This is a genomic window from Xanthomonas sp. NCPPB 3570, assembly GCF_056725115.1.
Window position 1 is genome coordinate 2,966,159 of the sequence record NZ_CM161513.1, and the last position, 21,058, is coordinate 2,987,216.

26 protein-coding genes are annotated in these 21,058 nt (G+C 70.2%); 13 read left to right on the plus strand and 13 right to left on the minus strand.

Annotated features, from left to right (window positions below; translation table 11 throughout):
- Nucleotides 1-103: 103 nt before the first annotated feature.
- From AC1PLR_RS12925 to grxD, 3 genes are read right to left on the minus strand one after another with little or no spacing between them, the layout of a single operon-like run.
- Complete coding sequence (locus AC1PLR_RS12925; protein WP_019800076.1) at nt 104-703, minus strand: YhgN family NAAT transporter; 600 nt, start codon at nt 701-703, stop codon at nt 104-106.
- On the minus strand, nt 700-1,440 hold the full coding sequence (locus AC1PLR_RS12930; RefSeq protein ID WP_481101248.1) for an SDR family NAD(P)-dependent oxidoreductase: 741 nt from the start codon (nt 1,438-1,440) through the stop codon (nt 700-702). The genes AC1PLR_RS12925 and AC1PLR_RS12930 overlap by 4 nt, the downstream gene beginning before the upstream one ends.
- Nucleotides 1,437-1,757 carry a Grx4 family monothiol glutaredoxin gene (gene grxD, locus AC1PLR_RS12935; RefSeq protein WP_010342114.1) on the minus strand — a complete coding sequence of 107 codons (321 nt, stop codon included), beginning with the start codon at nt 1,755-1,757 and terminating at the stop codon, nt 1,437-1,439. Before grxD ends, AC1PLR_RS12930 begins: the two co-directional genes overlap by 4 nt.
- 125 nt (nt 1,758-1,882) lie before the next feature.
- Here grxD and AC1PLR_RS12940 point away from each other — a divergent pair, with 125 nt between their 5' ends.
- Entirely contained in the window at nt 1,883-2,458 is a 576-nt protein-coding gene (locus tag AC1PLR_RS12940; RefSeq protein WP_010342115.1) for a superoxide dismutase, read from the plus strand.
- 96 nt (nt 2,459-2,554) lie between these two features.
- Here AC1PLR_RS12940 and AC1PLR_RS12945 read toward each other — a convergent pair whose 3' ends face one another.
- Both AC1PLR_RS12945 and purE read right to left on the minus strand, forming a co-directional pair.
- On the minus strand, nt 2,555-3,703 hold the full coding sequence (locus tag AC1PLR_RS12945) for a 5-(carboxyamino)imidazole ribonucleotide synthase (protein WP_481101249.1): 1,149 nt from the start codon (nt 3,701-3,703) through the stop codon (nt 2,555-2,557).
- Nucleotides 3,700-4,203: a 5-(carboxyamino)imidazole ribonucleotide mutase gene (gene purE, locus AC1PLR_RS12950; protein ID WP_481101250.1), complete on the minus strand. Its 504-nt coding sequence runs from the start codon at nt 4,201-4,203 to the stop codon at nt 3,700-3,702. The genes AC1PLR_RS12945 and purE overlap by 4 nt, the downstream gene beginning before the upstream one ends.
- A 58-nt stretch (nt 4,204-4,261) precedes the next feature.
- Between purE and AC1PLR_RS12955 the strand changes: the two genes are divergently transcribed.
- From AC1PLR_RS12955 to AC1PLR_RS12970, 4 genes are all read left to right on the plus strand, one after another.
- Entirely contained in the window at nt 4,262-4,531 is a 270-nt protein-coding gene (locus AC1PLR_RS12955; RefSeq protein ID WP_481101251.1) for a Trm112 family protein, read from the plus strand.
- Entirely contained in the window at nt 4,528-5,406 is an 879-nt protein-coding gene (gene nadC / locus AC1PLR_RS12960; protein WP_481101252.1) for a carboxylating nicotinate-nucleotide diphosphorylase, read from the plus strand. The genes AC1PLR_RS12955 and nadC overlap by 4 nt, the downstream gene beginning before the upstream one ends.
- Nucleotides 5,407-5,615: 209 nt before the next feature.
- On the plus strand, nt 5,616-6,740 hold the full coding sequence (locus tag AC1PLR_RS12965) for a DUF2272 domain-containing protein (RefSeq protein WP_481101253.1): 1,125 nt from the start codon (nt 5,616-5,618) through the stop codon (nt 6,738-6,740).
- A 285-nt stretch (nt 6,741-7,025) separates the two neighbouring features.
- A complete protein-coding gene (locus AC1PLR_RS12970) occupies nt 7,026-7,370 on the plus strand; it encodes a DUF3301 domain-containing protein (RefSeq protein WP_209031122.1) in 345 nt (114 codons plus the stop codon).
- Between the two features lie 279 nt (nt 7,371-7,649).
- On the opposite strand, the gene AC1PLR_RS12975 is transcribed toward AC1PLR_RS12970, so the two are convergent.
- The 7 genes from AC1PLR_RS12975 to AC1PLR_RS13005 form a co-directional block, all read right to left on the minus strand.
- The gene (locus AC1PLR_RS12975) at nt 7,650-8,081 is read right to left on the minus strand and encodes a ClpXP protease specificity-enhancing factor (RefSeq protein WP_010342123.1); all 432 of its coding nucleotides are present in this window, start codon (nt 8,079-8,081) and stop codon (nt 7,650-7,652) included.
- A gap of 73 nt (nt 8,082-8,154) precedes the next feature.
- On the minus strand, nt 8,155-8,790 hold the full coding sequence (locus tag AC1PLR_RS12980; RefSeq protein WP_010342124.1) for a glutathione S-transferase N-terminal domain-containing protein: 636 nt from the start codon (nt 8,788-8,790) through the stop codon (nt 8,155-8,157).
- A gap of 170 nt (nt 8,791-8,960) precedes the next feature.
- Complete coding sequence (locus AC1PLR_RS12985) at nt 8,961-9,707, minus strand: cytochrome c1 (protein WP_420009524.1); 747 nt, start codon at nt 9,705-9,707, stop codon at nt 8,961-8,963.
- Nucleotides 9,700-10,962: a cytochrome b gene (locus AC1PLR_RS12990; RefSeq protein ID WP_420009523.1), complete on the minus strand. Its 1,263-nt coding sequence runs from the start codon at nt 10,960-10,962 to the stop codon at nt 9,700-9,702. The genes AC1PLR_RS12985 and AC1PLR_RS12990 overlap by 8 nt, the downstream gene beginning before the upstream one ends.
- Before the next feature lie 3 nt (nt 10,963-10,965).
- Entirely contained in the window at nt 10,966-11,595 is a 630-nt protein-coding gene (petA, locus tag AC1PLR_RS12995; protein WP_010342127.1) for a ubiquinol-cytochrome c reductase iron-sulfur subunit, read from the minus strand.
- A 146-nt stretch (nt 11,596-11,741) separates the two neighbouring features.
- On the minus strand, nt 11,742-12,695 hold the full coding sequence (locus tag AC1PLR_RS13000) for a transglycosylase SLT domain-containing protein (protein ID WP_371181627.1): 954 nt from the start codon (nt 12,693-12,695) through the stop codon (nt 11,742-11,744).
- Nucleotides 12,696-12,785: 90 nt separating this feature from the next.
- Nucleotides 12,786-13,760, minus strand: coding sequence for a helix-turn-helix transcriptional regulator (locus tag AC1PLR_RS13005; RefSeq protein ID WP_481101254.1), 975 nt, complete (start codon nt 13,758-13,760; stop codon nt 12,786-12,788).
- A gap of 76 nt (nt 13,761-13,836) precedes the next feature.
- On the opposite strand from AC1PLR_RS13005, the gene AC1PLR_RS13010 reads away from it, so the two are divergent.
- Both AC1PLR_RS13010 and miaB read left to right on the plus strand, forming a co-directional pair.
- Nucleotides 13,837-14,454: a glutathione S-transferase family protein gene (locus AC1PLR_RS13010; RefSeq protein ID WP_481101255.1), complete on the plus strand. Its 618-nt coding sequence runs from the start codon at nt 13,837-13,839 to the stop codon at nt 14,452-14,454.
- A gap of 69 nt (nt 14,455-14,523) precedes the next feature.
- Nucleotides 14,524-15,948, plus strand: coding sequence for a tRNA (N6-isopentenyl adenosine(37)-C2)-methylthiotransferase MiaB (gene miaB, locus AC1PLR_RS13015; protein ID WP_019801221.1), 1,425 nt, complete (start codon nt 14,524-14,526; stop codon nt 15,946-15,948).
- A gap of 17 nt (nt 15,949-15,965) precedes the next feature.
- On the opposite strand, the gene AC1PLR_RS13020 is transcribed toward miaB, so the two are convergent.
- Complete coding sequence (locus tag AC1PLR_RS13020) at nt 15,966-16,628, minus strand: ArsR/SmtB family transcription factor (RefSeq protein WP_481101256.1); 663 nt, start codon at nt 16,626-16,628, stop codon at nt 15,966-15,968.
- 71 nt (nt 16,629-16,699) lie between these two features.
- Between AC1PLR_RS13020 and AC1PLR_RS13025 the strand changes: the two genes are divergently transcribed.
- The 6 genes from AC1PLR_RS13025 (at nt 16,700) to ybeY (ending at nt 21,055) form a co-directional block, all read left to right on the plus strand.
- A complete protein-coding gene (locus tag AC1PLR_RS13025) occupies nt 16,700-17,197 on the plus strand; it encodes an OsmC family protein (protein WP_481101257.1) in 498 nt (165 codons plus the stop codon).
- A complete protein-coding gene (locus AC1PLR_RS13030; RefSeq protein ID WP_010342135.1) occupies nt 17,194-17,610 on the plus strand; it encodes a hypothetical protein in 417 nt (138 codons plus the stop codon). Before AC1PLR_RS13025 ends, AC1PLR_RS13030 begins: the two co-directional genes overlap by 4 nt.
- A 364-nt stretch (nt 17,611-17,974) precedes the next feature.
- On the plus strand, nt 17,975-18,961 hold the full coding sequence (locus AC1PLR_RS13035) for a PhoH family protein (protein WP_209244446.1): 987 nt from the start codon (nt 17,975-17,977) through the stop codon (nt 18,959-18,961).
- Nucleotides 18,958-19,524, plus strand: coding sequence for a hypothetical protein (locus AC1PLR_RS13040; protein ID WP_481101258.1), 567 nt, complete (start codon nt 18,958-18,960; stop codon nt 19,522-19,524). Before AC1PLR_RS13035 ends, AC1PLR_RS13040 begins: the two co-directional genes overlap by 4 nt.
- 104 nt (nt 19,525-19,628) lie before the next feature.
- Nucleotides 19,629-20,516 (plus strand): hypothetical protein, encoded by an 888-nt coding sequence (locus tag AC1PLR_RS13045; RefSeq protein ID WP_481101259.1) that lies wholly within the window; start codon nt 19,629-19,631, stop codon nt 20,514-20,516.
- A 53-nt stretch (nt 20,517-20,569) separates the two neighbouring features.
- Nucleotides 20,570-21,055, plus strand: coding sequence for an rRNA maturation RNase YbeY (gene ybeY, locus AC1PLR_RS13050; protein ID WP_010342139.1), 486 nt, complete (start codon nt 20,570-20,572; stop codon nt 21,053-21,055).
- The last annotated feature ends 3 nt before the right edge of the window (nt 21,056-21,058 follow it).

Sequence of the window (21,058 nt, forward strand, 5' to 3'; positions counted from 1 at the left end):
TGTCATCGGACTGCCGCAGACGCGCGGTACGTCGCAGCGCTGACGCACGGCGACAGGCGCGACGCGTCAGCGAGAGAAGACGCGCGGCGGCGCCCGCGCCCGCTCAGCCGGCGACCGGCAGCTTCAGGTAGGCGCTGATTCCGTCCAGGAACATCTGCACCGAAATCGCCACCAGCAACATGCCCATCAGCCGCTCGACCGCGGTCAGCACGCGCATGCCGAGCAGCTTGTACAGCAGCGTGCCCGAGAACAGCAGCGCCGAGGTTCCCAGCCAGGCCAGGATCAGCGCCAGGCTCCATTCGCCCAGCCGGGTCGGCTCGTTGCTGCCCATCAGCATCACCGCGGCCATGCCGGAAGGGCCGGCCACCAGCGGAATGGCCAGCGGCACGATGAAGGGTTCGCCGTCGGGAATCTCGCCCATCAGCCCTTCCGGGCGCGGGAAGATCATGCGGATGCCGATCAGGAACAGCACGATGCCGCCGGCGATCGCCACCGACTCCTGGCGCAGGTGCATCACTTCCAGGGCGTACTTGCCGCCCCACAGGAAGCCCATCAGCACGCCCAGCGCGATCAGCAGCTCGCGCGCCAGCACGATGCGCTGGCGCCGCGCCGGCAGCGGCTTGAGCACGCTGAGGAACACCGGGATGTTGCCCAGCGGGTCGAGGATCAGGAACAGCAGCAGTGCTGCCGACAGGATGGTCATGCCAGGGGATTCCAGATCGCGCCGCGGTGCGCGGCGCCGGCGGGCGACAGCAGTGCGACGCAGGCGCCGGCGTAGCGCGCCGGGTCGACCGCGTCGCGGTCTTCTTGATGGGTGTAGGCGCGGGCGCGCAAGGCGGTGCGCATCGGGCCCGGCTGCAGCCCGGCCACACGCACGCGCGAGGCCGCCAGCTCGCCGTGCAGGCTCGCCAGCAGGCCGCGGCGGCCGTGCTGGGCCGCGCCGTAGCCGCCCCAGTAGGCCTGGCCGACCCGCGCCGGATCGTCCACCGCGAACACGATCGCGGCATCCTCGGCCTGCCGCAGCAACGGCAGGCAGGCCTGGGTCAGCCAGGCCGCCGCGGTCAGGTTGACGTGGAGGGCGCGCGCGAACTGCGCCGGATCGGCATGCTCGAACGGGGTCAGCCCGGCGAAGTCCGCCGCGCAATGCAGCAGCCCGTCCAGACGGCCGAGCTCGCTTTGCAGGCGCTCGGCCAGGGTCGCGTAGTCCGGCGGGGTGGCGCCGAGCAGGTCCAGCGGATACAGCAGCGGCGCGGCGCCCACCGCGGCGATCGCGTCGTAGACCCGGTTCAGGCGCGGCGGCTTGTGTCCGAGCAGGACCACGGTGGCCCCGGCCTGGGCGCAGGCCAGCGCCGCGGCGCTGCCGAGCCCGCCGGCGGCGCCGCTGACCAGGATCACCCGCTGCGCCAGCGCGCCGGCCTGCGGCGACGCAGGCGCGGTCACGATTGGTAGGCCTCGGTGACGATGCGCTGCAACTCGCCGGACTCGAACAACTCCATGGTGATGTCGCAGCCGCCGATCAGCTCGCCATGGATGAACAACTGCGGGAACGTCGGCCAGTTCGAATAGCGCGGCAGATTGGCCCGGATCTCCGGCTCGTCGAGCACGTTGACCGTGTGCAGGCGGTCGGCGCCGGCGGCCAGCAGTGCCTGCAACGCGCGGCTGGAAAAGCCGCACATCGGGTACTGCGGCGTGCCCTTCATGAACAACACGATGGGATGGCGTTCGACGTCGGCCTGGATGCGCTCCATCACCTGCATGCGGGTTCTCTCCTGCTGGGGCGAAAGAACGACCTTGGCGGTCGGCTAGACTCTCGCGTAGCCGCATAGTGTAAGCCCTGCGCGCGGCAGTACCGCGATACGCACCCGAAACCGCCCGAGGATCCATGCCCATCGAACTCGCTCCCCTGCCCTACGCCGCCGCGTCGCTGGCCCCGCATCTGTCCGCCGCCGCGGTGGAACAGCACCACGCCCATGAGCGCGCCCTGGTGGAACGGCTCAATGCGCGCCTGGCCGGCAGCGACCTGGCCGAGCTGGCGCTGCCGGACCTGCTGCGGCGCGCCCAGGGCAGTCTGTTCCAGGAGGCGGCCGAGGTCTGGAACCACGCGTTCTACTGGCGCGGCCTGCGCCCGCGCGGTGGCGGCGAACCCGGCGGCGCGCTCGGCGAGCGCCTGGCCAAGAGCTTCGGCGACGTGGCCCGGTTCAAGGCCGAGTTCGAGCGCATGGCGCTGGCGCTGTTCGGCTCCGGCTGGATCTGGCTGGTGCAGCGTCCGGACGGCAGCCTGGCCGTGGTCAGCACCGCCAACGCCGGCACCCCGCTGACCGGCGACGACACGCCGCTGCTGGCCTGCGACGTCTGGGAACACGCCTACTACACCGACCACCCCGGCGACCGCGCGCGCTATCTGCAGGCGTTCTGGAAGCTGGTCAACTGGGAGTTCGCGGCGTCCAATCTGCGATAAGCAGGGATTGGGGAGTCGGGATTGGGGATTCGCTAGAGCGGCGGCCGCGGCCGCCAGTTCCTGGCCCAGGCGTGGCCTGGGCTTCGTGATGCTGGTTCAGCGCTCGCCGCGCAGGGCGGCGATCACCGGGGCGACCTGGGTCTCGCGCTGCAGATGTGCGCCCACGGACTGCAGGGCCTGCGCCAGCGCCTCGGGCGTGTCCTCGCGCAGGGTGGCGTGGCCGACCTTGCGGCCTTCGCGCGGCTCCTTGCCGTAGTCGTGCCAATGCCCGCCGGGCTGCGCCAGGACCGCTGCGGCATCGGGCATCGCGCCGATCCAGTTGAGCATGCAGGCATGGCCACGCATGCGCGTGGAGCCCAGCGGCAGCCCCAGCACCGCGCGCAGGTGGTTCTCGAACTGCGAGGTCTCCGCGCCTTCGATGGTCCAATGGCCGGAGTTGTGCACGCGCGGGGCCATCTCGTTGGCCAGCAGCTCGCCGTCGCGGCAGAACAGCTCCAGCGCGAACACGCCGACGTACTGCAGGCGCTCGGCCAGGGCGCGCGCATGCGCCACCGCCACCTGCTCCAGCGCGGCATCGGCCTGCGCCGGCGCCAGGCTGGCCGACAGCACGCCGTGCACATGCCAGTTCTCGGTCAGCGGCCAGGTGCGGAACTCGCCGTCGCGGCCGCGCACCGCCACCACGCTGACCTCGCGCTGGAACGGCACGAACGCCTCGGCGATCAGGCCCACGCTGGCCGCCTGCGCGCCCAATGCGTCCCAGGCCGCATCGGCATCGGCGGCGGAGGCGATGCGGAACTGGCCCTTGCCGTCGTAGCCCAGCCGGCGGGTCTTGAGGATGCAGGGCGTGCCGACCTGCGCCAGCGCCGCGTCCAGGTCGGCGCGCGTCTCGATCGCAGCGAAGGCCGGCACCGGGATGCCGAGCTCGCGGAACAGGGTCTTCTCGGCCAGGCGGTCCTGCGCCACGGCCAGCGCATCCGGGCTCGGGAACACCGGCACCTGCCCGGCCAGCCAACCGGCGCTGGCCGCGGGCACGTTCTCGAAATCGAAGGTCGCCACGTCGACCGCGTCGGCGAACGCGGCCAGCGCGGTCTCGTCGGCATAGTCGCCGACCCGCAGTGGCGCGATCTGCCCGGCGCAGGCATCGGCCGCCGGATCCAGCAGCGCGAAGCGCAGGCCCAGCGGCACGCCGGCCACGGCCATCATGCGTGCCAACTGCCCCGCTCCCAGGACGCCGACGGTGGTCATTGGCGCGGATCGTCCTTGGCCATCACGTCGTCGGTCTGGCGCTGGCGAAACTCGCCCAGCGCGGCACCGATCTCGACGTGGTCGTGGGCCAGCATCGCCGCGGCAAACAGCGCGGCGTTGGCCGCGCCGGCAACGCCGATCGCGAAGGTGGCCACCGGGATGCCGGCCGGCATCTGCACGATCGACAGCAGCGAGTCCATGCCGTTGAGCGCCTTGGACTGCACCGGCACACCCAGCACCGGCACCGCGGTCTTGGCCGCGAGCATGCCCGGCAGGTGCGCGGCTCCGCCGGCACCGGCCACGATCGCGCGCAGGCCGCGCCCAGCCGCCTGCTCGGCATAGGAGAACAACACATCCGGGGTGCGATGCGCCGACACCACCTTCACTTCATAGGGCACGCCCAGCGCATCGAGTTTCTGCGCCGCATGCTGCATGGTCTCCCAGTCGGAGCGGGAACCCATCACGATGCCGACGAGCGGCGCGGTTTGCTTGGAGGTCATGGCCGTCCCCTGCCTTAAAGACGTATTCTAGCCGTCTTCCACGCAAGACGAAGACCGGATGGACCGCAAACTGCTCGACCTGCTGTGCTCGCCCGACACCCGCCAACCGCTGGCGCTGCTGGAGGCGCGCGGCCTGGAGGCGTTGAACCGCGCCATCGCCGCCGGCGGCGTGCAGCGCGCCGATGGCAGTGCGCAGGCGCAACCGCTGCGCGAAGCCCTGATCACCCGCGACCGCAAGCAGGTGTTCCGCGTCGACGACGGCATCCCGGTGCTGCTGGCCGAAGAAGCCATCAGCACCGCCCAGCTCGCCGACTTCCCGGCCAAATGAGCCACGACACGGCGCCGCCGCAGGCGCCCGCCGCGGAGTTGATCGCCGCCGATGTGGCGCGCGCACTGGCCGAGGACCTGGGCAGCGGCGACGTCACCGCCGCGCTGTTGCCCGACCGCGCCGACAGCGCCTATCTGCTGTGCAAGCAGGACGCGGTGATCGCCGGCCGGCCCTGGTTCGACGCCTGCCATCAGGCGCTGGACCCGCAGGTGCGGATCGACTGGCAGGTGGCCGAAGGCCAGCGCGTGCCCGCCGGCACCGTGCTGGCCTTGCTGCACGGGCGCAGCCGCGCCCTGGTCAGCGCCGAGCGCGCTTCGCTGAACTTCCTGCAGACCCTGTCCGCCACCGCCACCGCCACCGCCGCCTACGTGGCCGCGGTCGCCGGCACCGGCGCGCGCATCCTGGATACGCGCAAGACCCTGCCCGGCCTGCGCCTGGCGCAGAAGTACGCGGTGCGCTGCGGCGGCGGCGACAACCACCGCATCGGCCTGTACGACACGGTGATGCTGAAGGAAAACCACATCCACGCCGCCGGCTCGCTGCCCGCGGCGGTGGCCGCCGCGCGCGCGCAGTGGCCGGCGCTGCCGCTGGTGGTGGAGGTGGAAACCCTGGAGCAGTTGCGCGAAGCGTTGCAGGCCGGCTGCGACCGCATCCTGATCGACGACTTCACCGCGGAACAGCGCCGCGACGCGGTGGCGATCGTCGCGGCCGCACCGTTCAATCGTGCGATCCCGCTGGAAGTCTCCGGCGGCGTCGACCTGGAGGCGGTGCGCGCGATCGCGCAGGACGGCGTCGACTGCATCTCCATCGGCGCCCTCACCAAGCATGTGCAGGCCGTGGATCTGTCGCTGAAACTCGGAACGCCGCCGCAGTAACGACCGGCACCCGGCCTGGGAGCCGACCCGGGACCGCGCCAGCAGCCCGCCAATCAGGTCGCGAAGCGGCGCGGCGCGCCACATGCGCGTGTGCCAGCGCCGGCGTCAGCCCACGCGATCGACCATCGTCGTGCTGACTGCCTACACTTCACGGCACCGCCGACGCCGCTCTGCGACGCTGCGCGCTCCCCTCCCCGCCGAGTTCGCCGATGTTCCGCCCCTGGTTCGCGCTGCTCTGTGTCGCCGCCCTGTTTCCCGCCGGCCGCGCCGCGGCCGCGGAAGTCTGCGATCTGCCGCCGCGTTTCGGCCTGACCCCGGCGGCGGTGGCGATCGTGCGCACCGCCTGCAACGAACACCGGCTGTGGTGGCGTCCGTTCATCGATCGCGACGGCCGCCTGGCCGGCCTGCGTGTCACCGAGGCCGAACGCGCCGACCTTGCCGACGACGGCATCGAAGCCTGGCAGCGCGTGGCGGCCTACTGGCGCGACAGCGGCACGCTGGGCGCGATGGGGCAAATCGACGGCGCCGCGAGTTGCCAGCAGTTGGACGGATCGCGCTACCGCGAGAACGACTGCCGCGCCTTCATCGTCGACAATCCATGGTCGGCGGCGTTCGTGTCCTACGTGATGGTGCGCGCCGGCGTGGCCGGCTTCCGCACCTCGATCCGCCATATCGACTACATCCGCGCCGCCTACCAGGCCGGCGCCGACGGCCTGCCCTACCGCTACGCCGACCCGCAGCAGGAAAAGCCCGCGCCCGGCGACCTGCTGTGCTTCCTGCGCGGACGCCGGCAGCCGGTCGGCGCCGCCGGCCTGCGCGAGGCGCTGGCGCGCGGCCGCCCGCTGCCGTGGGAATCGCATTGCGACATCGTGGTCGCGGCCAACGTCGGCGGCGACCAGACCCTGTACCTGATCGGCGGCAACGTGTTCAACGCGGTGACCATGCGCAAGCTCAAGCTGGACCGCAGCGGGCGCCTGCAACTGGACGCGCCGCTGGCGCAGGAGCAGAACGACGAAGGCGCCGCCCTCGAATGCACGCCCGGCCACGAGGAGCTGTGCGACGTCAACCGCCAGGACTGGTCGGCCCTGCTGAAGCTGCAACCGCAGGCGCAGCTATTGCCGCCTACCCCGCCCACCGTGCCTGCCCCCATGCCGATCGCGCCGCCGCCCGCGACGCCAGCCAGCGCGACACCGGGCACGCCCGCCGTCCCGCCAGCACCGCCGACCGCGCCGAACCCGCCGGCCCCGCCACCGGCACCCGCCGCAGCACCTGCTCCGCCACAACCCGCCGCGCCCTCCAGTAACGACACGCCCACGATCGAACCGCAGTCCTAGCCGAAACGCGTGCGTCGCACCGCAAGGTCGGCCCAAAAAATTCCTGCGGATGCGCACATCGTGCAATCAAGGCAATGTGCGAGCGTTGCCCAGCAGGATGAGGGTGGCGAGAGCACTTCGGCTGAGCGTACCCAAACACACCACCAGGCGCGCGACCACGCGGCATCGTCCGGCAGTGCACCGCCCCAACAGCCGCCGACCCACCTGCCAATCCCCAATCCCGAATCCCCAATCCCGGCTCCACACCAGATTGCCCACCCACCGGCGCCTCGCTACAGTGGCGCCATGCCCAGCCTGATCCTGCTGATGATCGCCGGCGCGGCGGTGTTCGCGTTCTGGAACGCCTCGCGTGCCGCCGCCGAACGCGCCGAAATCCTCGGCCGCAATGCCTGCAAGGCCGCCGACGTGCAGTGGCTCGACCAGAGCGTGCACGGCACCGGCCTGCGCCTGCGGCGCCTGCCCAACGGCTGGCTCGGCTTCGAACGCAGCTTCCGCTTCGATTATTCCTACGACGGCAGCGACCGCCACAGCGGCCGCCTGGTGCTGCTCGGCGACCAGTTGATCGCCTTCACCGGGCCGTCGGTAGCCAGCGTGAGCAGCCTGCAGGAAGCGCGCGCGCAGCGCGAATGAGCCAAGGCACCACGGCTGCGCATCGATGGCACGCAGCCGCTTGGGCGACTGCCAAGGTGAGTGGGAAACCGCTTCGCATGCCATCTCGAATGGACGGCAACTGCCGGGATCTATCCGCCTGTCGTAGGAGTGGCTTCAGCCGCGACGGGCATTACCGGTAACGCGCGTCGCGGCTGAAGCCGCTCCTACGGCAGAACGTAGTGCGTGCGACGCGCGAACACGGGAAACGCCAACGCTTGGGTGGGTGAAGCGCGACCATCGAGGTCGCGCATCGACTGGCTACTTGACCACGCGCAGGCGCGGACGCTTGCCGGCGTCGTCGGACCCGCCCGGCCGCGGCGGTGGCGGGGTGTCGTCGCCCGGCGGCTCGCTGGCGCCGTGGATGTCGTCCGGCAGCGCCATGCCCTGCCCGGTTTCGCGCGCATACACGGCCAGCACCGCGGACATCGGCACCTGCACCGGATAGCTGACGCCGCCGAAGCGGGCGGTGAAGCTGACCCCGTCGTTGTCGATCTGCAGACGCACCACGGCGCGCTCGGCGATGTTCAGCACCACCCGCCCGTCCTTGACCGCGCTCGGCGGCACCTGCACGCCGGGCAGGCCCGCATCCACCAGGATGTGCGGGGTCATGCCGTTGTCGTTGATCCATTCCACCAGCGCCCGCAGCAGGTACGGGCGATGGCTGGTCATGCGGGAAGTGTCTTCGGTCATGCGCCCATTCTACGTGCCGGCGCGCGACGCCGGTACAGCTCGGAACACAGCGGGGACGGCGCGACGCACGGCATCATGCCGGCAGGTCGCGCAGCTTCTTTTCCTGGTCGGTCAGGCTGCGGATGAAACCGGGATTGCGGAAGATGCGGTTGCCGTAATCCTCGATCGCCTTGCCGTCCTTCGGCAGCGGGATATCCAGCGCCTGCAGGCGCCAGATGATCGGCGCCATCGCGCAATCGGCCAGGCTCATCTCCGGATTGAGGAAGAACTTGCTGGCCTTGAACAGCGGCACCGAGGCGGTCAGCAGTTCCTTCAGGCGCTTGCGCCCGGCCTCGGCCTGGGCCTTGTTGCCGAGCTGGATCGCCTGCACCTGCGGCACCCAGTCGTGCTCGATGCGCAGCATGGCCAGGCGCAGGCGCGCGCGCGAGAGCGGGTCGACCGGCATCAGCGGCGGATGCGGATAGCGTTCGTCCAGGTACTCGCTGACCACCGAGGCGGCATACAGCACCAGTTCGCGCTCCACCAGCGTCGGCACCGAGTGGTAGGGATTCAGGTCGATCAGGTCTTCCGGCGGATTCTGCGGATCCACCGCCACGAAATCGTAGGTCACGCCCTTGGCCGCGAGCACCAGGCGGACGCGGTGGCACAGGACATCATCCGTGGAGGAAAACAACGTCAAGGTATTTCGCATGCGCAAACTCGCCGCCATTCAAGGCTCTCCGACGGCCGGAATCCGCCGGCCGCATCGACGCCGCCCGCACATTGCGGACGGTCGTCACGGCCCCTGAGTGTGCAACCCTCGCTCACAAAAGCCAATAGGATGAACAGGGGATCGGCTCAGCAACGGTGCAGCCGGGATGCGGCCGGAACGGCCGCCGCTCAATGCACGTCCTTCCAGTATTCCTTCTTGAGCAGATAGGCCAGGAAGGTCAGCAGCGCCAGGAACAGCACCACCCACACGCCCAGGTTCTGCCGCTTCAGCGCCGCCGGCTCGCTGGCGTACTCGAGGAAATTGCTGATGTCGCGCACCGTCTGGTCGAACTCGGCCGGGCTCTGCTTGCCCGGCGTGGCCAGTTGCAGCCGCTCCACCGGCTTGTCCACGCCCGGCTGCTCGGCCTTGCCGTACACCGGCTGCTGCAGGCCCTGCAGGTCCCACAGCGGATTGGGCATGGAGGCGTTGGCGAACAGCTTGTTGTTCCAGCCCAGCGGCCGCGACTGGTCGAGATAGAACGACTTGAGGTAGGTGTAGACCCAGTCGGTGCCACGCACACGGGCGATCAGGCTCAGGTCCGGCGGCGCCTTGCCGAACCACTTGGTCGCCGCATCGTGCGGCATCGCCGTCTCGATGTGTTCGCCGATCTTGGCCCCGGTGAAGTTGAGGTTGTGCATCACCTCGTCCTCGCTCAGGCCCAGATCCTCGGCCATGCGCTGGTAGCGCAGGTACTTCAGCGAATGGCAGCCGGAACAGTAGTTCATGAACAGCTTGGCGCCGCGTTGCAGCGAGGCGCGGTCGCCCAGGTCGTTGCCGGCCTGCAGGGTGGCGCCGCCCTCGGCGGCCATGGCCGAGGCGGACAGCAGCAAGGCCGACGCGAAGCCGGCGAGCACGGCGATCAGGCGCTTAGTCATGGCTGCTCACCCGCTCCGGCACCGGCTTGGTTCGATCCAGCGAGGTCCATATCGGCATCGTCAGGAAGAAGGCGAAATACAGCACGGTCAGCACGCGGCCGATGTAGGTCTCGATGATCTCGGTGCCCGGGCCGGAACCGATCACGCCGAGCCAGACGAAGCACACCGCAAGAATGCCCAGCATCACCCGCGAGATCCAGCCGCGGTAGCGGATCGACTTGACCTTGGCGCGGTCCAGCCACGGCACCAGGAACAGGATCGCGATCGCCGAGAACATCACCAGCACGCCGCCGAGCTTGTTCGGCACCACCCGCAACATCGCGTAGTACGGGGTGTAGTACCAGACCGGCTTGATGTGCTCCGGCGTCACCAGGCGATTGGCCTCGGTGAAGTTGTCGTGCTCCAGGAACAGGCCGCCGAAGCCGGGGGCGAAGAAGATGATGAAGGCGCCGATCATCAGCAGGAAGCCGACGCCGACCAGGTCCTTGACCGTGTAGTACGGATGGAACGGGATGCCGTCGGCCGGCTTGTTCGGGCTCCAGCGATTGCCCTTGGGCCCCTTCTTGATGTCCACGCCGTCGGGATTGTTGGAACCGACCTCGTGCAGCGCGCCCAGGTGCAGCACCACCAGCAACAACAGCACCAGCGGCAGCGCGATCACGTGCAGGGCGAAGAAGCGGTTGAGGGTGGCGTCGGACGGCAGGTAGTCGCCCATGATCCACTCGGTCAGGCCGTTGCCGATCACTGGGATCGCGCCGAACAGCGAGATGATCACCTTGGCGCCCCAGAACGACATCTGCCCCCAGGGCAGCACGTAGCCCATGAAGGCCTCGGCCATCAGCACCAGGTAGATCAGCATGCCCAGGATCCACACCAGCTCGCGCGGCTTCTTGTAGCTGCCGTACATCAGCCCGCGGAACATGTGCAGGTACACCACGATGAAGAACAGCGAGGCGCCGGTGGAGTGCATGTAGCGGATCAGCCAGCCCCACTCAACGTCGCGCATGATGTACTCGACCGAGTTGAACGCCTCGGCCGCGCTGGTCTTGTAGTGCATCGTCAGGAAGATGCCGGTGACGATCTGGTTGACCAGCACCACCATCGCCAGCGAGCCGAAGTAGTACCAGAGGTTGAAGTTCTTCGGCGCGTAGTACTCGGTGACGTGCTTGCGGTAGAACGGCATCAGCCCCGGAGCACGCTCGTTGACCCAGTCGAACACGTTGCCCGCGGTGCGGGTGAGGATGTTGTCGGCCATGACTTACGCCCCTCCCTTCGCGGACGCGCTCGGGTCCACGCCGATCACCAGCGTGTTGTCGTCCTGGTAGTGGTGCGGCGGCACCAGCAGGTTGATCGGCGCCGGCACGCCCTGGAACACGCGGCCGGACATGTCGAAGCGCGACTTGTGGCAGGGGCAGAAATAGCCGCCCTTCCAGTCGGGGTCGTAGGGTTCGGGGCGGATCTCGGCGACCATTTCCGGCGAGCAGCCCAGGTGCGTGCACAGGCCGACCAGCACCGAGACGTCGGGCTTGATCGAGCGGTACTCCGGATTCTTCAGCACGTAGTCCGGCTGCTGGTCCTTGTTGGTGGACTCCGGATCCTTGAGCCGGCTGTCCAGCGACGGCAACGCATCGAGCATCGCCTTGGAGCGCTTGACGATCCAGATCGGCTGGCCGCGCCATTCCAGGATCAGGCGCTGCCCTTCCTGCAGGGCGCTGATGTCGGCGGTGACCGGCGCGCCGGCCAGCTTGGCCTTTGCGCTCGGATTCCAGGACTTGATGAAAGGAACCGCGACGAACCCCGCACCGACCGCGCCCACGACGGACGTGGTGGCGGTGAGAAAGCGGCGGCGTCCTGCGTTTACAGAATCGTTGACCCCATCGTTGGCCATCCGGCACTCCGATCTGTGATTGGGTAGCGTGAGGCTGCCAGCAGCTCGGTGGGGGTCGAGCCGCACTGAATCCACTGCAGTGTAGCGGAACCCTTAACGCGACGACAATGGACGCGCGACGCCTCCTGCCGGGCCGCGGCGACGGCTCAATGCGCGGTCGCCAGCACGCCGCGATAGCGCTCGGCGAGCACGCCCACCCGTTGCACGTAGCGTTGGGTCTCGCTGTACGGCGGGATCCCGCCGTGTTTGTCTACCGCACCCTCGCCGGCGTTGTAGCCGGCCGCGGCCAGGCTGAGGTTGCCGTTGAAGCGCTTCAGCAGCCACGCCAGGTACTGCACGCCACCGCGAATGTTTTGCGCTGCATCAAACGAATCGCTGACGCCGAAGCGGCGTGCGGTCGGCGGCATCAACTGCATCAGCCCCTGTGCGCCGGCGCGGCTGAGCGCCGTCGGGTTGTAGGCGGACTCGGCGTGGATGATGGCGCGCACCACCGCCTCGTCGACGCCGTACTCGCGCGCGGCCGCGGCGATCTCGCTCTGGTAGGCGGTGGTGTTCAGGCGCACCGCACCGAAGTTGACCCCGGGATTGGCGCAGGCGTAGCAGGTCTCCATGAAGCTGTAGCGGATCGTGCGCACCGCACCGAGATTGGCGACCTGGGTCGGGCGCGCGCTGGTGTAATGGCGCACGCCGTCCTGCATGTACGAATACAGTTGGCCGCTGACCAGGCGCCGTGGCGCGCCACTGCTGACGGGCGACACCGGGGCGACCCGATTGGGCACGGCGTTGGCGGTGACCGGGGCCGGCGCGGCGACCGGGGCGCTGATCAGGGTGGCCGGCGCCACCGTGCCGGCGCTGGCGATGACGCCGCGGCTCGAGCGCTCGGCACTGGTCTTGGCCGGCGCAGGCGCCGGGGTGGCACGCGCGGCGCGGCGGTCGGGGGTGTAGCGGCCGATCACGCTGCAACTGGCGCCGGACACGCGCTTGCTGCCGTAGCTGGGCACGCCGTCGCTGCCGGTGCACTTGTACAGGGTGCCGGCGCTGGCCGGCGCAGCCGTCAACGTGGCGAATCCCAGCCCCAGGAGCCACAGCATCCCCTTCATGGCGGCGAGTGTCCCAACTTCCCCGGCGCTTGCCAAGTGCGCGCCATCCCTGCACCGCCGCAAGGCGTGGTCGCCGGCGGGCCCAGGTGCCTATTCCTCGGGCACCTGCGCCGGAAGCTGCTCCAGCAACGCGTTCAGGGTCCGGCGCAGCGCCGCCAGCACGTCGGGTTCGGCCTGCAGCCCGGCGAACGGCACGCCGATGGTCAGCAACTGTGCCGCCAGCCACGGCACCGCGTCGGCCAGCAGCGACAGCCGGCAATGGCCGTCGGCCTCGTCCTGCAGCGTGCCGCACCACAATGGAATGCGCGCCCCCAGCTCGGCGGCACTGCCGCGCAGCCGCACGCTGAGCGCGTAGCCCAGCGTCTGCGGGCTGTAGCGGATCGCCGCATCGACCATGGCCGCTGCGTCCCGCGGCGGCAGGCGCAATGCCACCGCCGCGCCGAGCTGCAGGGGCAGCACGATGCGCTCGGCGCGGAAGGTACGCCAGTCGCCGCGGTCGCGGTCCCAGGCCAGCAGGTACCAGCGGCGGCCGGCGTTGACCAGGCGCAGCGGCTCGACCAGGCGCTGGCTGGCGCGGCCGCCGTGATCGCGATAGGCGAACCCCAGCAGCCGACGGTCGCGGCAGGCGCTGGCGACGCCGATCAGCACCCGCGTGTCCGGCCGCAGCGGGTCCTGGCCCAGCGCCAGGGTCGCGCCCTGCAAGGCGTCGGCGCGCTGGCGCACCCGCGCCGGCAGCAGCGGTTCGAGCTTGGCCAGCACCCGCACCGCGGTGTCCTCCAGGCCGGCCATGCTGGCGCAGGCCGCGCGCAGCGCCACCGCGACCGCCACCGCCTCGTCCTCCTCGAACAGCAGCGGCAACATCTGCGCGCCGGCGGCCAGCCGGTACCCGCCGCCGACCCCGGCCGCGGCCTCCACGGCGTAGCCCAGCGCGCGCAGCCGCTCCACGTCGCGGCGCAGGCTGCGCCGGTCCACGCCGAGCCGGTCGGCCAGCTCGGCGCCGGACCACAGCCGGCGGGTCTGCAGCAGGGCGATCAGGCGCAACAGGCGGGCGGCGGGCGATGGCATCGGTGCACGCTATTGCGGACAGGATCTGTCCGCAATGGGGTCTAGGGTGTCCGCACCGACCAGCCAGGAGCCGCCCGTGACCAGCGACCGCCACATCACCCTGTTCCACAACCCGCATTCGCGCTCGCGCGGCGTGCTGATCCTGCTCGAAGAGTTGGGCGCCGACTACGCCATCGAGCGCATCGACTTCGACCGGCAGGCGCAACTTTCGCCGGACTACCTGGCGATCAACCCGATGGGCAAGGTGCCGGCGATCGTGCACGCCGGCGCGGTGGTGACCGAACAGGGCGCGATCTACCCCTACCTGGCCGACCTGTATCCCGAAGCCAGGCTGGCGCCGCCGATCGGCGACCCGCTGCGCGGCCCCTACCTGCGCTGGCTGGCGTTCTACGGCGCCTGCTTCGAACCGGCGCTGGTCGACCGCGCGCTCAAGCGCGAACCGCCGCCGCGGGCGATGTCGCCCTATGCCGACTGCGACACCGTGCTGGCGGTGGTGGACGCACAACTGGCGCGCGGCGATTACCTGCTCGGCGCGCGTTGCAGCGCCGCCGACGTGCTGTGGGGCAGCGCGCTGGGCTGGATGCTGCAGTTCGGCCTGCTCGATTCGCCGGCGCCGACCCGCGCCTACGCCGCGCGCATGGCCGCGCGGCCGGCGGTGCAGCGCGCGCTGGCGGTGGATGCCGCTGCGGGCTAGCGCCCTGCGCTGGCGCGCCGGCAGGGGTAGACTAGCCGGCTTCCTTTCCACCCGCCTGGATTAAGCGCCATGCCCGGGACCGTCCTGCATCCCCTGCCCTCCGCCGGCACCGCCGCCGCACCCGCGCCGGTGCGCGGCAAGCTGTACATCAAGACCCACGGTTGCCAGATGAACGAGTACGACTCGGCCAAGATGGCCGACGTGCTCGCCGCGTCCGAAGGCCTGGAGCTGACCGACAACCCCGAAGAAGCGGACGTGGTCCTGGTCAACACCTGCTCGATCCGCGAGAAGGCGCAGGAAAAGGTGTTCAGCCAGCTCGGCCGCTGGAAGGCGCTGAAGGCCGGCGGCAAGCCGGTGATCATCGGCGTCGGCGGTTGCGTCGCCTCGCAGGAAGGCGAAGCCATCGTCAAGCGCGCGCCCTACGTGGACCTGGTGTTCGGCCCGCAGACCCTGCACCGGCTGCCGGAGCTGATCCGCGCGCGGCGCGAATCGGGCAAGTCGCAGGTTGACATCAGCTTCCCGGAGGTCGAGAAGTTCGACCGCCTGCCGGAGCCGCGCGCCGAAGGCCCGTCGGCCTTCGTGTCGATCATGGAAGGCTGCTCCAAGTACTGCTCGTTCTGCGTGGTGCCCTACACCCGCGGCGAGGAGATCAGCCGGCCGTTCGAGGACGTGCTGGTGGAAGTGGCGCAACTGGCCGCGCAGGGCGTGCGCGAGATCAACCTGCTCGGCCAGAACGTCAACGCCTACCGTGGCCCCTATGCCGACGCCGAAGCCGGCGAGGAAGCGCAGTACGCGGACCTGGGCCTGCTGATCCGCAGCATCGCGCAGATCGAGGGCATCGGCCGCATCCGCTTCACCACCTCGCATCCGCTGGAATTCAGCGACTCCCTTGTGGAGGCCTACCGCGACGTGCCGCAGCTGGCCAACTACCTGCACCTGCCGGTGCAGGCCGGCAGCGACCGCATCCTCAGCGCGATGAAGCGCGGCTACACCGCGCTGGAGTTCAAGCAGAAGATCCGCAAGCTGCGCGCGGTGCGCCCGGACATCTCGATCAGCTCGGACTTCATCGTCGGTTTTCCCGGCGAGAGCGACGCCGACTTCGACAAGACCATGAAGCTGATCGAGGACGTGGGCTTCGACCAAAGCTTCTCCTTCATCTATTCGCGGCGCCCGGGCACGCCCGCCGCCGACCTGGAAGACGACACCCCCGAGGCGGTCAAGCACGCGCGACTGGCGCGGCTGCAGGCGCACATCAATGCGCATGCGCAGACGATCTCGCAGGGGATGATCGGCAGCGTGCAGACCGTGCTGGTGGAAGGCCCGTCGAAGAAGAACCCGGCCGAGCTGACCGGCAAGACCGAGAACATGCGCTCGGTGAACTTCCCCGGCCACCCGCGCCTGATCGGCCAGTTCGTCGACGTGACGATCACCGAGGCGCTGAGCAATTCGCTGCGCGGCCGCCTGCACCTGGCCGAGGACGACGCCGCGGCCTGAGCGGCGCCGGGCGCGCGCTAGTCGAGCGCGCTGAGGAAGCGCTCGCCACGCGGGCCGATCTGCACCACCCGCGAATCCGGCACGCGCCGGGCCAGACCGGTGTCGAGGAGATACCGGAGCAAGGCGCCGCCCAGCGCGCCGGCGACATGGTCTTGGCGCTCGCTCCAGTCCAGGCACGGCCGGCACACCGGCCGGCGCGACGCACGCAGCGCCGCCACGTCGATGCCGATCGCCGTACACCAGGCCGTGCCGGACGCGCTCAGCGCCATGCCGTCACTGCACAGCAGGTGTCCGCGCGCTTCCATCTGCTGGCGCCAGCGGATCGCCAGTTCGCCGGCGAGGTGGTCGTAGCAGACCCGCGCCCGGCGCAGGCCGGAATCCGACGGGCCGACCCGCCGGGTCTGCGGCGGTACGAGCCCCATCATCGCCTCGACTGCCGCGGCAACCTGTGCATCGGCGAGGCGGAAATAGCGGTGCCGGCCTTGGCGCACCACCGCGAGCAGGCCGGCCTCGACCAGTTGCGTCAGATGTTGGCTGGCGGTGGACGGCGCCACGCCGCCGTCCAGGGCCAGCTCCGTGGCGGTGCGCGCCTGTCCGCTCATCAACGCCGCCAGCATGCGGCTGCGCGCGGCGTCGCCCAGCAGGAAGGCGACACGGGACAGCGGTGTGGCTTCGCTCATGCTTCGATTCTAGACGAAGCATGACGCCGCGCTGGCGCCTACCTTGCCCGCTTCCCACACGAGGCAGGCACATGGCCGACACGCTGCACCACTACGCTTCGCAGTTGCATTGGACCGGCAACCGCGGCAACGGCACCGCCGACTACGCAGGCTACGGCCGCGACTACACGCTGCAGGTTCCCGGCAAAGCGGCGCTGACGGGCAGCGCCGATCCGGCGTTCCGAGGCGACCCGGCGCTGCACAACCCGGAAGACCTGTTCGTCGGCGCCCTCGCCGCCTGCCACATGCTCACCTATCTGGCGCTGTGCGCGCATGCCGGCATCCGGGTCCTGGCCTACGACGACCAGGCGCAGGGTTGGCTGGAGCTGCATCCCGGCCGCGGCGGGCGCTTCCGCGAGGTGACGCTGGCGCCGCGGGTGACCATTGCCGCGGACAGCGATGCGGCCCGCGCGCACGCGCTGCACGCACAGGCGCACGCGCAGTGCTTCATCGCCAACAGCTGCGCGGTGGCGGTGCGCTGCGAGGCGACGATCGTGCACGGCGAGGCGACGGCGGAGGCGCTGCAATGAAGGACGTGGAGATCCATCTCGACGATCGCCCCGGCGCACTGGCGGCGATGGCCAAGGCGCTGGGCGCGGCCGGCATCAGCATCGAAGGTGGCGGCGCGTGGCGGGTGGGCGGCCGCGCGGTCGCGCACTTCCTGTTCGATGCCGCCGCGCCGGTACGCGACGCACTGCAGGCGCACGGGATGCGCGTGGCCGCCGAGCGCCCCGCCGTACTGCTGCGCCTGGACCAGGACACGCCGGGCCAACTGGGCTTGCTGACCGGCCTGCTCGGCGACGCCGGCATCGACATCGCCGTGCAGTACAGCGATCACCACGGTCAGCTGGTGCTGGTGGTGGACGACCTTGCCGGCGCACGGGCGATCGCGGACGCGTGGATGCAGGCCCGCGACGCGCGCGGCGGCGGTGGACATCGATAGGCGCGCCGCAACGGATTCCCAGAAGACAAGCGCGAGGGAAACGCGCGACGCTGGCCGGCGGTGCGATTTTTTTCGCCAACACAGGGCCGCGCCTTGCCGGGCAAGGCGTCCGCGCAGTTGTCCACAGGCTTTTGGGCGATCGATCCACATCCATTGTGGACAACGTTGCCATTCCTGCAGCCACGATGACCGCACAAGTGGCGGGGCGCCGCTCGGCGCTGCTCCCCGCGGTACGCGGCGGCGACTTCGGCGTGCACACGCCCACACCGCCGCCGCGCCCCCTTCACTGGCCCGGCTACGCGCTGCGCGCTACCCTTTGCGCCCCTCTTTTTTTCGACGTCGCCGCTGGCGGCGCGCTCCCGCCATGACCACCCCTGCGCAACGCGACTTCACCCTGGATCCCGCCGACACCGAGCGCCTGGCCAACCTGGCCGGCCCGTTCGATGCGCACCTGCGGCAGATCGAACTGCGCCTGGGCGTGGAGATCTCCAACCGCGGCAACGTGTACCGGGTGACCGGGCCGGAGCCGGCGGTGGCGGCGGCCGAGCGCCTGCTGCAGGCGTTGTACGCCGAGGCCGACCACGTCGCCTTCGACGACCAGGAAATCCACCTGCGGCTCAACCAGTCCAACGTCGACCAGGTGGCGCAGCGCGCCTACCAGCCGCAGGAGGTGGCGATCAAGGTCAAGCGCGGCACGGTGCGCGGGCGCGGTGCCAACCAGGCCAAGTACCTGCACCAGATCGCCACCCACGACATCAACTTCGGCATCGGCCCGGCCGGCACCGGCAAGACCTTCCTGGCCGTGGCCAGCGCAGTGGAAGCGCTGAACGAATCGCGGGTGCAGCGGCTGATCCTGGTGCGCCCGGCGGTGGAAGCCGGCGAGAAGCTGGGCTTTCTGCCCGGCGACCTCAGCCAGAAGGTCGACCCCTACCTGCGCCCGCTGTACGACGCGCTGTACGAGATGCTGGGCGTGGAGAAGGTGGTCAAGCTGCTGGAGAAGAACGTCATCGAGATCGCGCCGCTGGCGTACATGCGCGGGCGCACCCTCAACGACGCCTACGTGATCCTGGACGAGGCGCAGAACACCACCATCGAGCAGATGAAGATGTTCCTGACCCGCCTCGGCTTCGGCAGCACCGCGGTGGTCACCGGCGACCTGACCCAGATCGACCTGCCCAAGCACGTCAAGTCCGGCCTGCGCGATGCCATCGAGGTGCTGCACGAGGTGGACGGAGTCAGCTTCACTTTCTTCGAGGCGCGCGACGTGGTCCGGCATCCGCTGGTGGCGCGCATCGTCAACGCCTACGAGAAGCGCGACGTCGTCGACCGCGCCAGCGGCCCCGCCGCATGATCCGGCCCTGGCCGGCGCTGCTGGGAACGCTGCTCGGCGTGGCCGGCAGTGCCGGCGGCCAGACGCCCGACACAACGCCAGCGCAGGATCCGGCGCCGCAGCGCAGCGGCCTGGCGCAATCGCTGACCCCGCCCTGCCTGTCGATCGTGCAGGACACCGCCAGCATCGGCCTGCCGCGCGATGTGCTCGAGCGCGCCGCGGCGATCGCCCGCACTTCGCCGACTGCGCCGCGCGGCAACGAAGCGCAACGCCTGGCCTGGATCGCCGGCACCCGGGCGCAGGCGCTGCTGGATGCGGCCGAAGCCACCGGCGCGACGCGCGACCGCTTCGGCTGCAATGCGCTGGCCTACGCAAAGGTGCCAGCGGACAGCTTCTACCTCGTCGGCCAACTGCTCGAACACGGTCAGGCCGCGGTGTGGCTGCCCGCGTCGGGGCGCTTCGCCGCCACGGTGGACATCCGGCGCGACAATCCGCAGTGCCAGCGAGGCCCGATGGGCAGCCTGGCCTACCGCGTCGACGACGAAAAGACCCCGCTGCTGTTCCTGGTCGCATGCGTGACCTGAGCTTGCTGCTGCGCGCCTGTCGCGGCGCTTCGTAGCAATCGCACGCACCACACGGCAGTGAGCGACGTACACTGCGGTGCTGCTGCCGTGCACGGGGAGGTGCCATGTTCCAGCGATCGTCGTCGTTTGCCTGTCTGCTCTGGCCGATCCTGGCCGCCTGCGCCGCGCCAGCGGCTGCCGCCGCGGCCGCGCCGCCCGCAGCAACGCCGGCGCGGCCCTTCGTCGAAACCAGCTACGTTGTCGCTCCCGACACGGTGGGCGACTTCAGCCTGCGCAGCAGCAAGTACGACCCGGCCGCCAAGGCCGCCGGTGCCGGCTTCCTCTACGTGCTGAAAGGCCATCCGGAACTGACCATCAACGTGTTCGTCTATCCCGCCGGGCAAAAGGAGTCGGCGCGTGCCATCGCCGACGGCATGGCGGGCTTCCGCGCCGATCTGGCCGCAGCGGTCTCCAGCGGCACCTACGCGGAACTGCACGAACTGGGCGCGCAACGATTCGAGCTGGGCATCGTCGTCGAACCGGCGCCGAAGGCCGCCAGCGCCATGGACAAGGCGCTGGTCGCGGCGATCGCAGAGGCCCAACGGGTGCCCGGAGAAAAGCTGCGGATGGAACTGCGCCTCGACCCAGAGGATGCACCGGCCCGCTCCAACGGCTATCTGTTCTACAAACAGCTCTACTACTTCAAGGTGCGCGTGTCGGCCGCTGCGCAGGACATCGGACCGGATGCCTTCGATACCCTCGCCGACCAGGCAGCGCGCACGCTCGTGCCCGCCATTCAGGTGAACAATGTCGGCGGCTGCGCGACCCCGACCCTCCAGATCGACCCGAACGGCAAGCCGGACCAGATGGCATTGCAGCTCGTTCGCCAGAGCACCCTCTACCAAGGCTTCAACTGCAGCAAATCCGCCGCGGACGCCGGCATCGATCGCACGGCAGGCAACGCCGCTGTGATCGAGATCGCCTACGACGCCGGCGACTGGGCGTCGCCCTGAGCGTGCGTTAGCGCGATACTGTCCACCCCACCGCTGCACCCGGCCGTTCCGCCATGACCAAAGGTCCCGTCCGCCTCGATGTCGGCGTCAGCTACGCCCTGCCCCGTGCCGGCCTGCCGGCGGCGACGAGCTTCCGCAAATGGGTCGCTGCGGCGCTGAAGGGCCGCATCCGCGAGGCCGACCTGGCGATTCGCCTGGTCGACGACCGCGAAGGCCGCGCCCTCAACCAGCACTACCGGGGCAAGGACTACGCCACCAACGTGCTCAGCTTCCCGGCCGAACTGCCCGAGGGGCTGCCGAAGGGCGTGAAGCTGCCGCTCCTCGGCGACCTGGTGATCTGCGCGCCGGTGGTGGCGCGCGAAGCCGCCGAACAGGACAAGCCGCTCAACGCGCACTACGCGCACCTTACCGTGCACGGCGTGCTGCACCTGCTCGGCTGGGACCACGAGGACGACAAGGAAGCCGAGGCGATGGAGCAGCTGGAGCGCGAGATCCTGGCCGACCTCGGCGTCTCCGACCCCTACGCCGGCGAGCGTTGATCC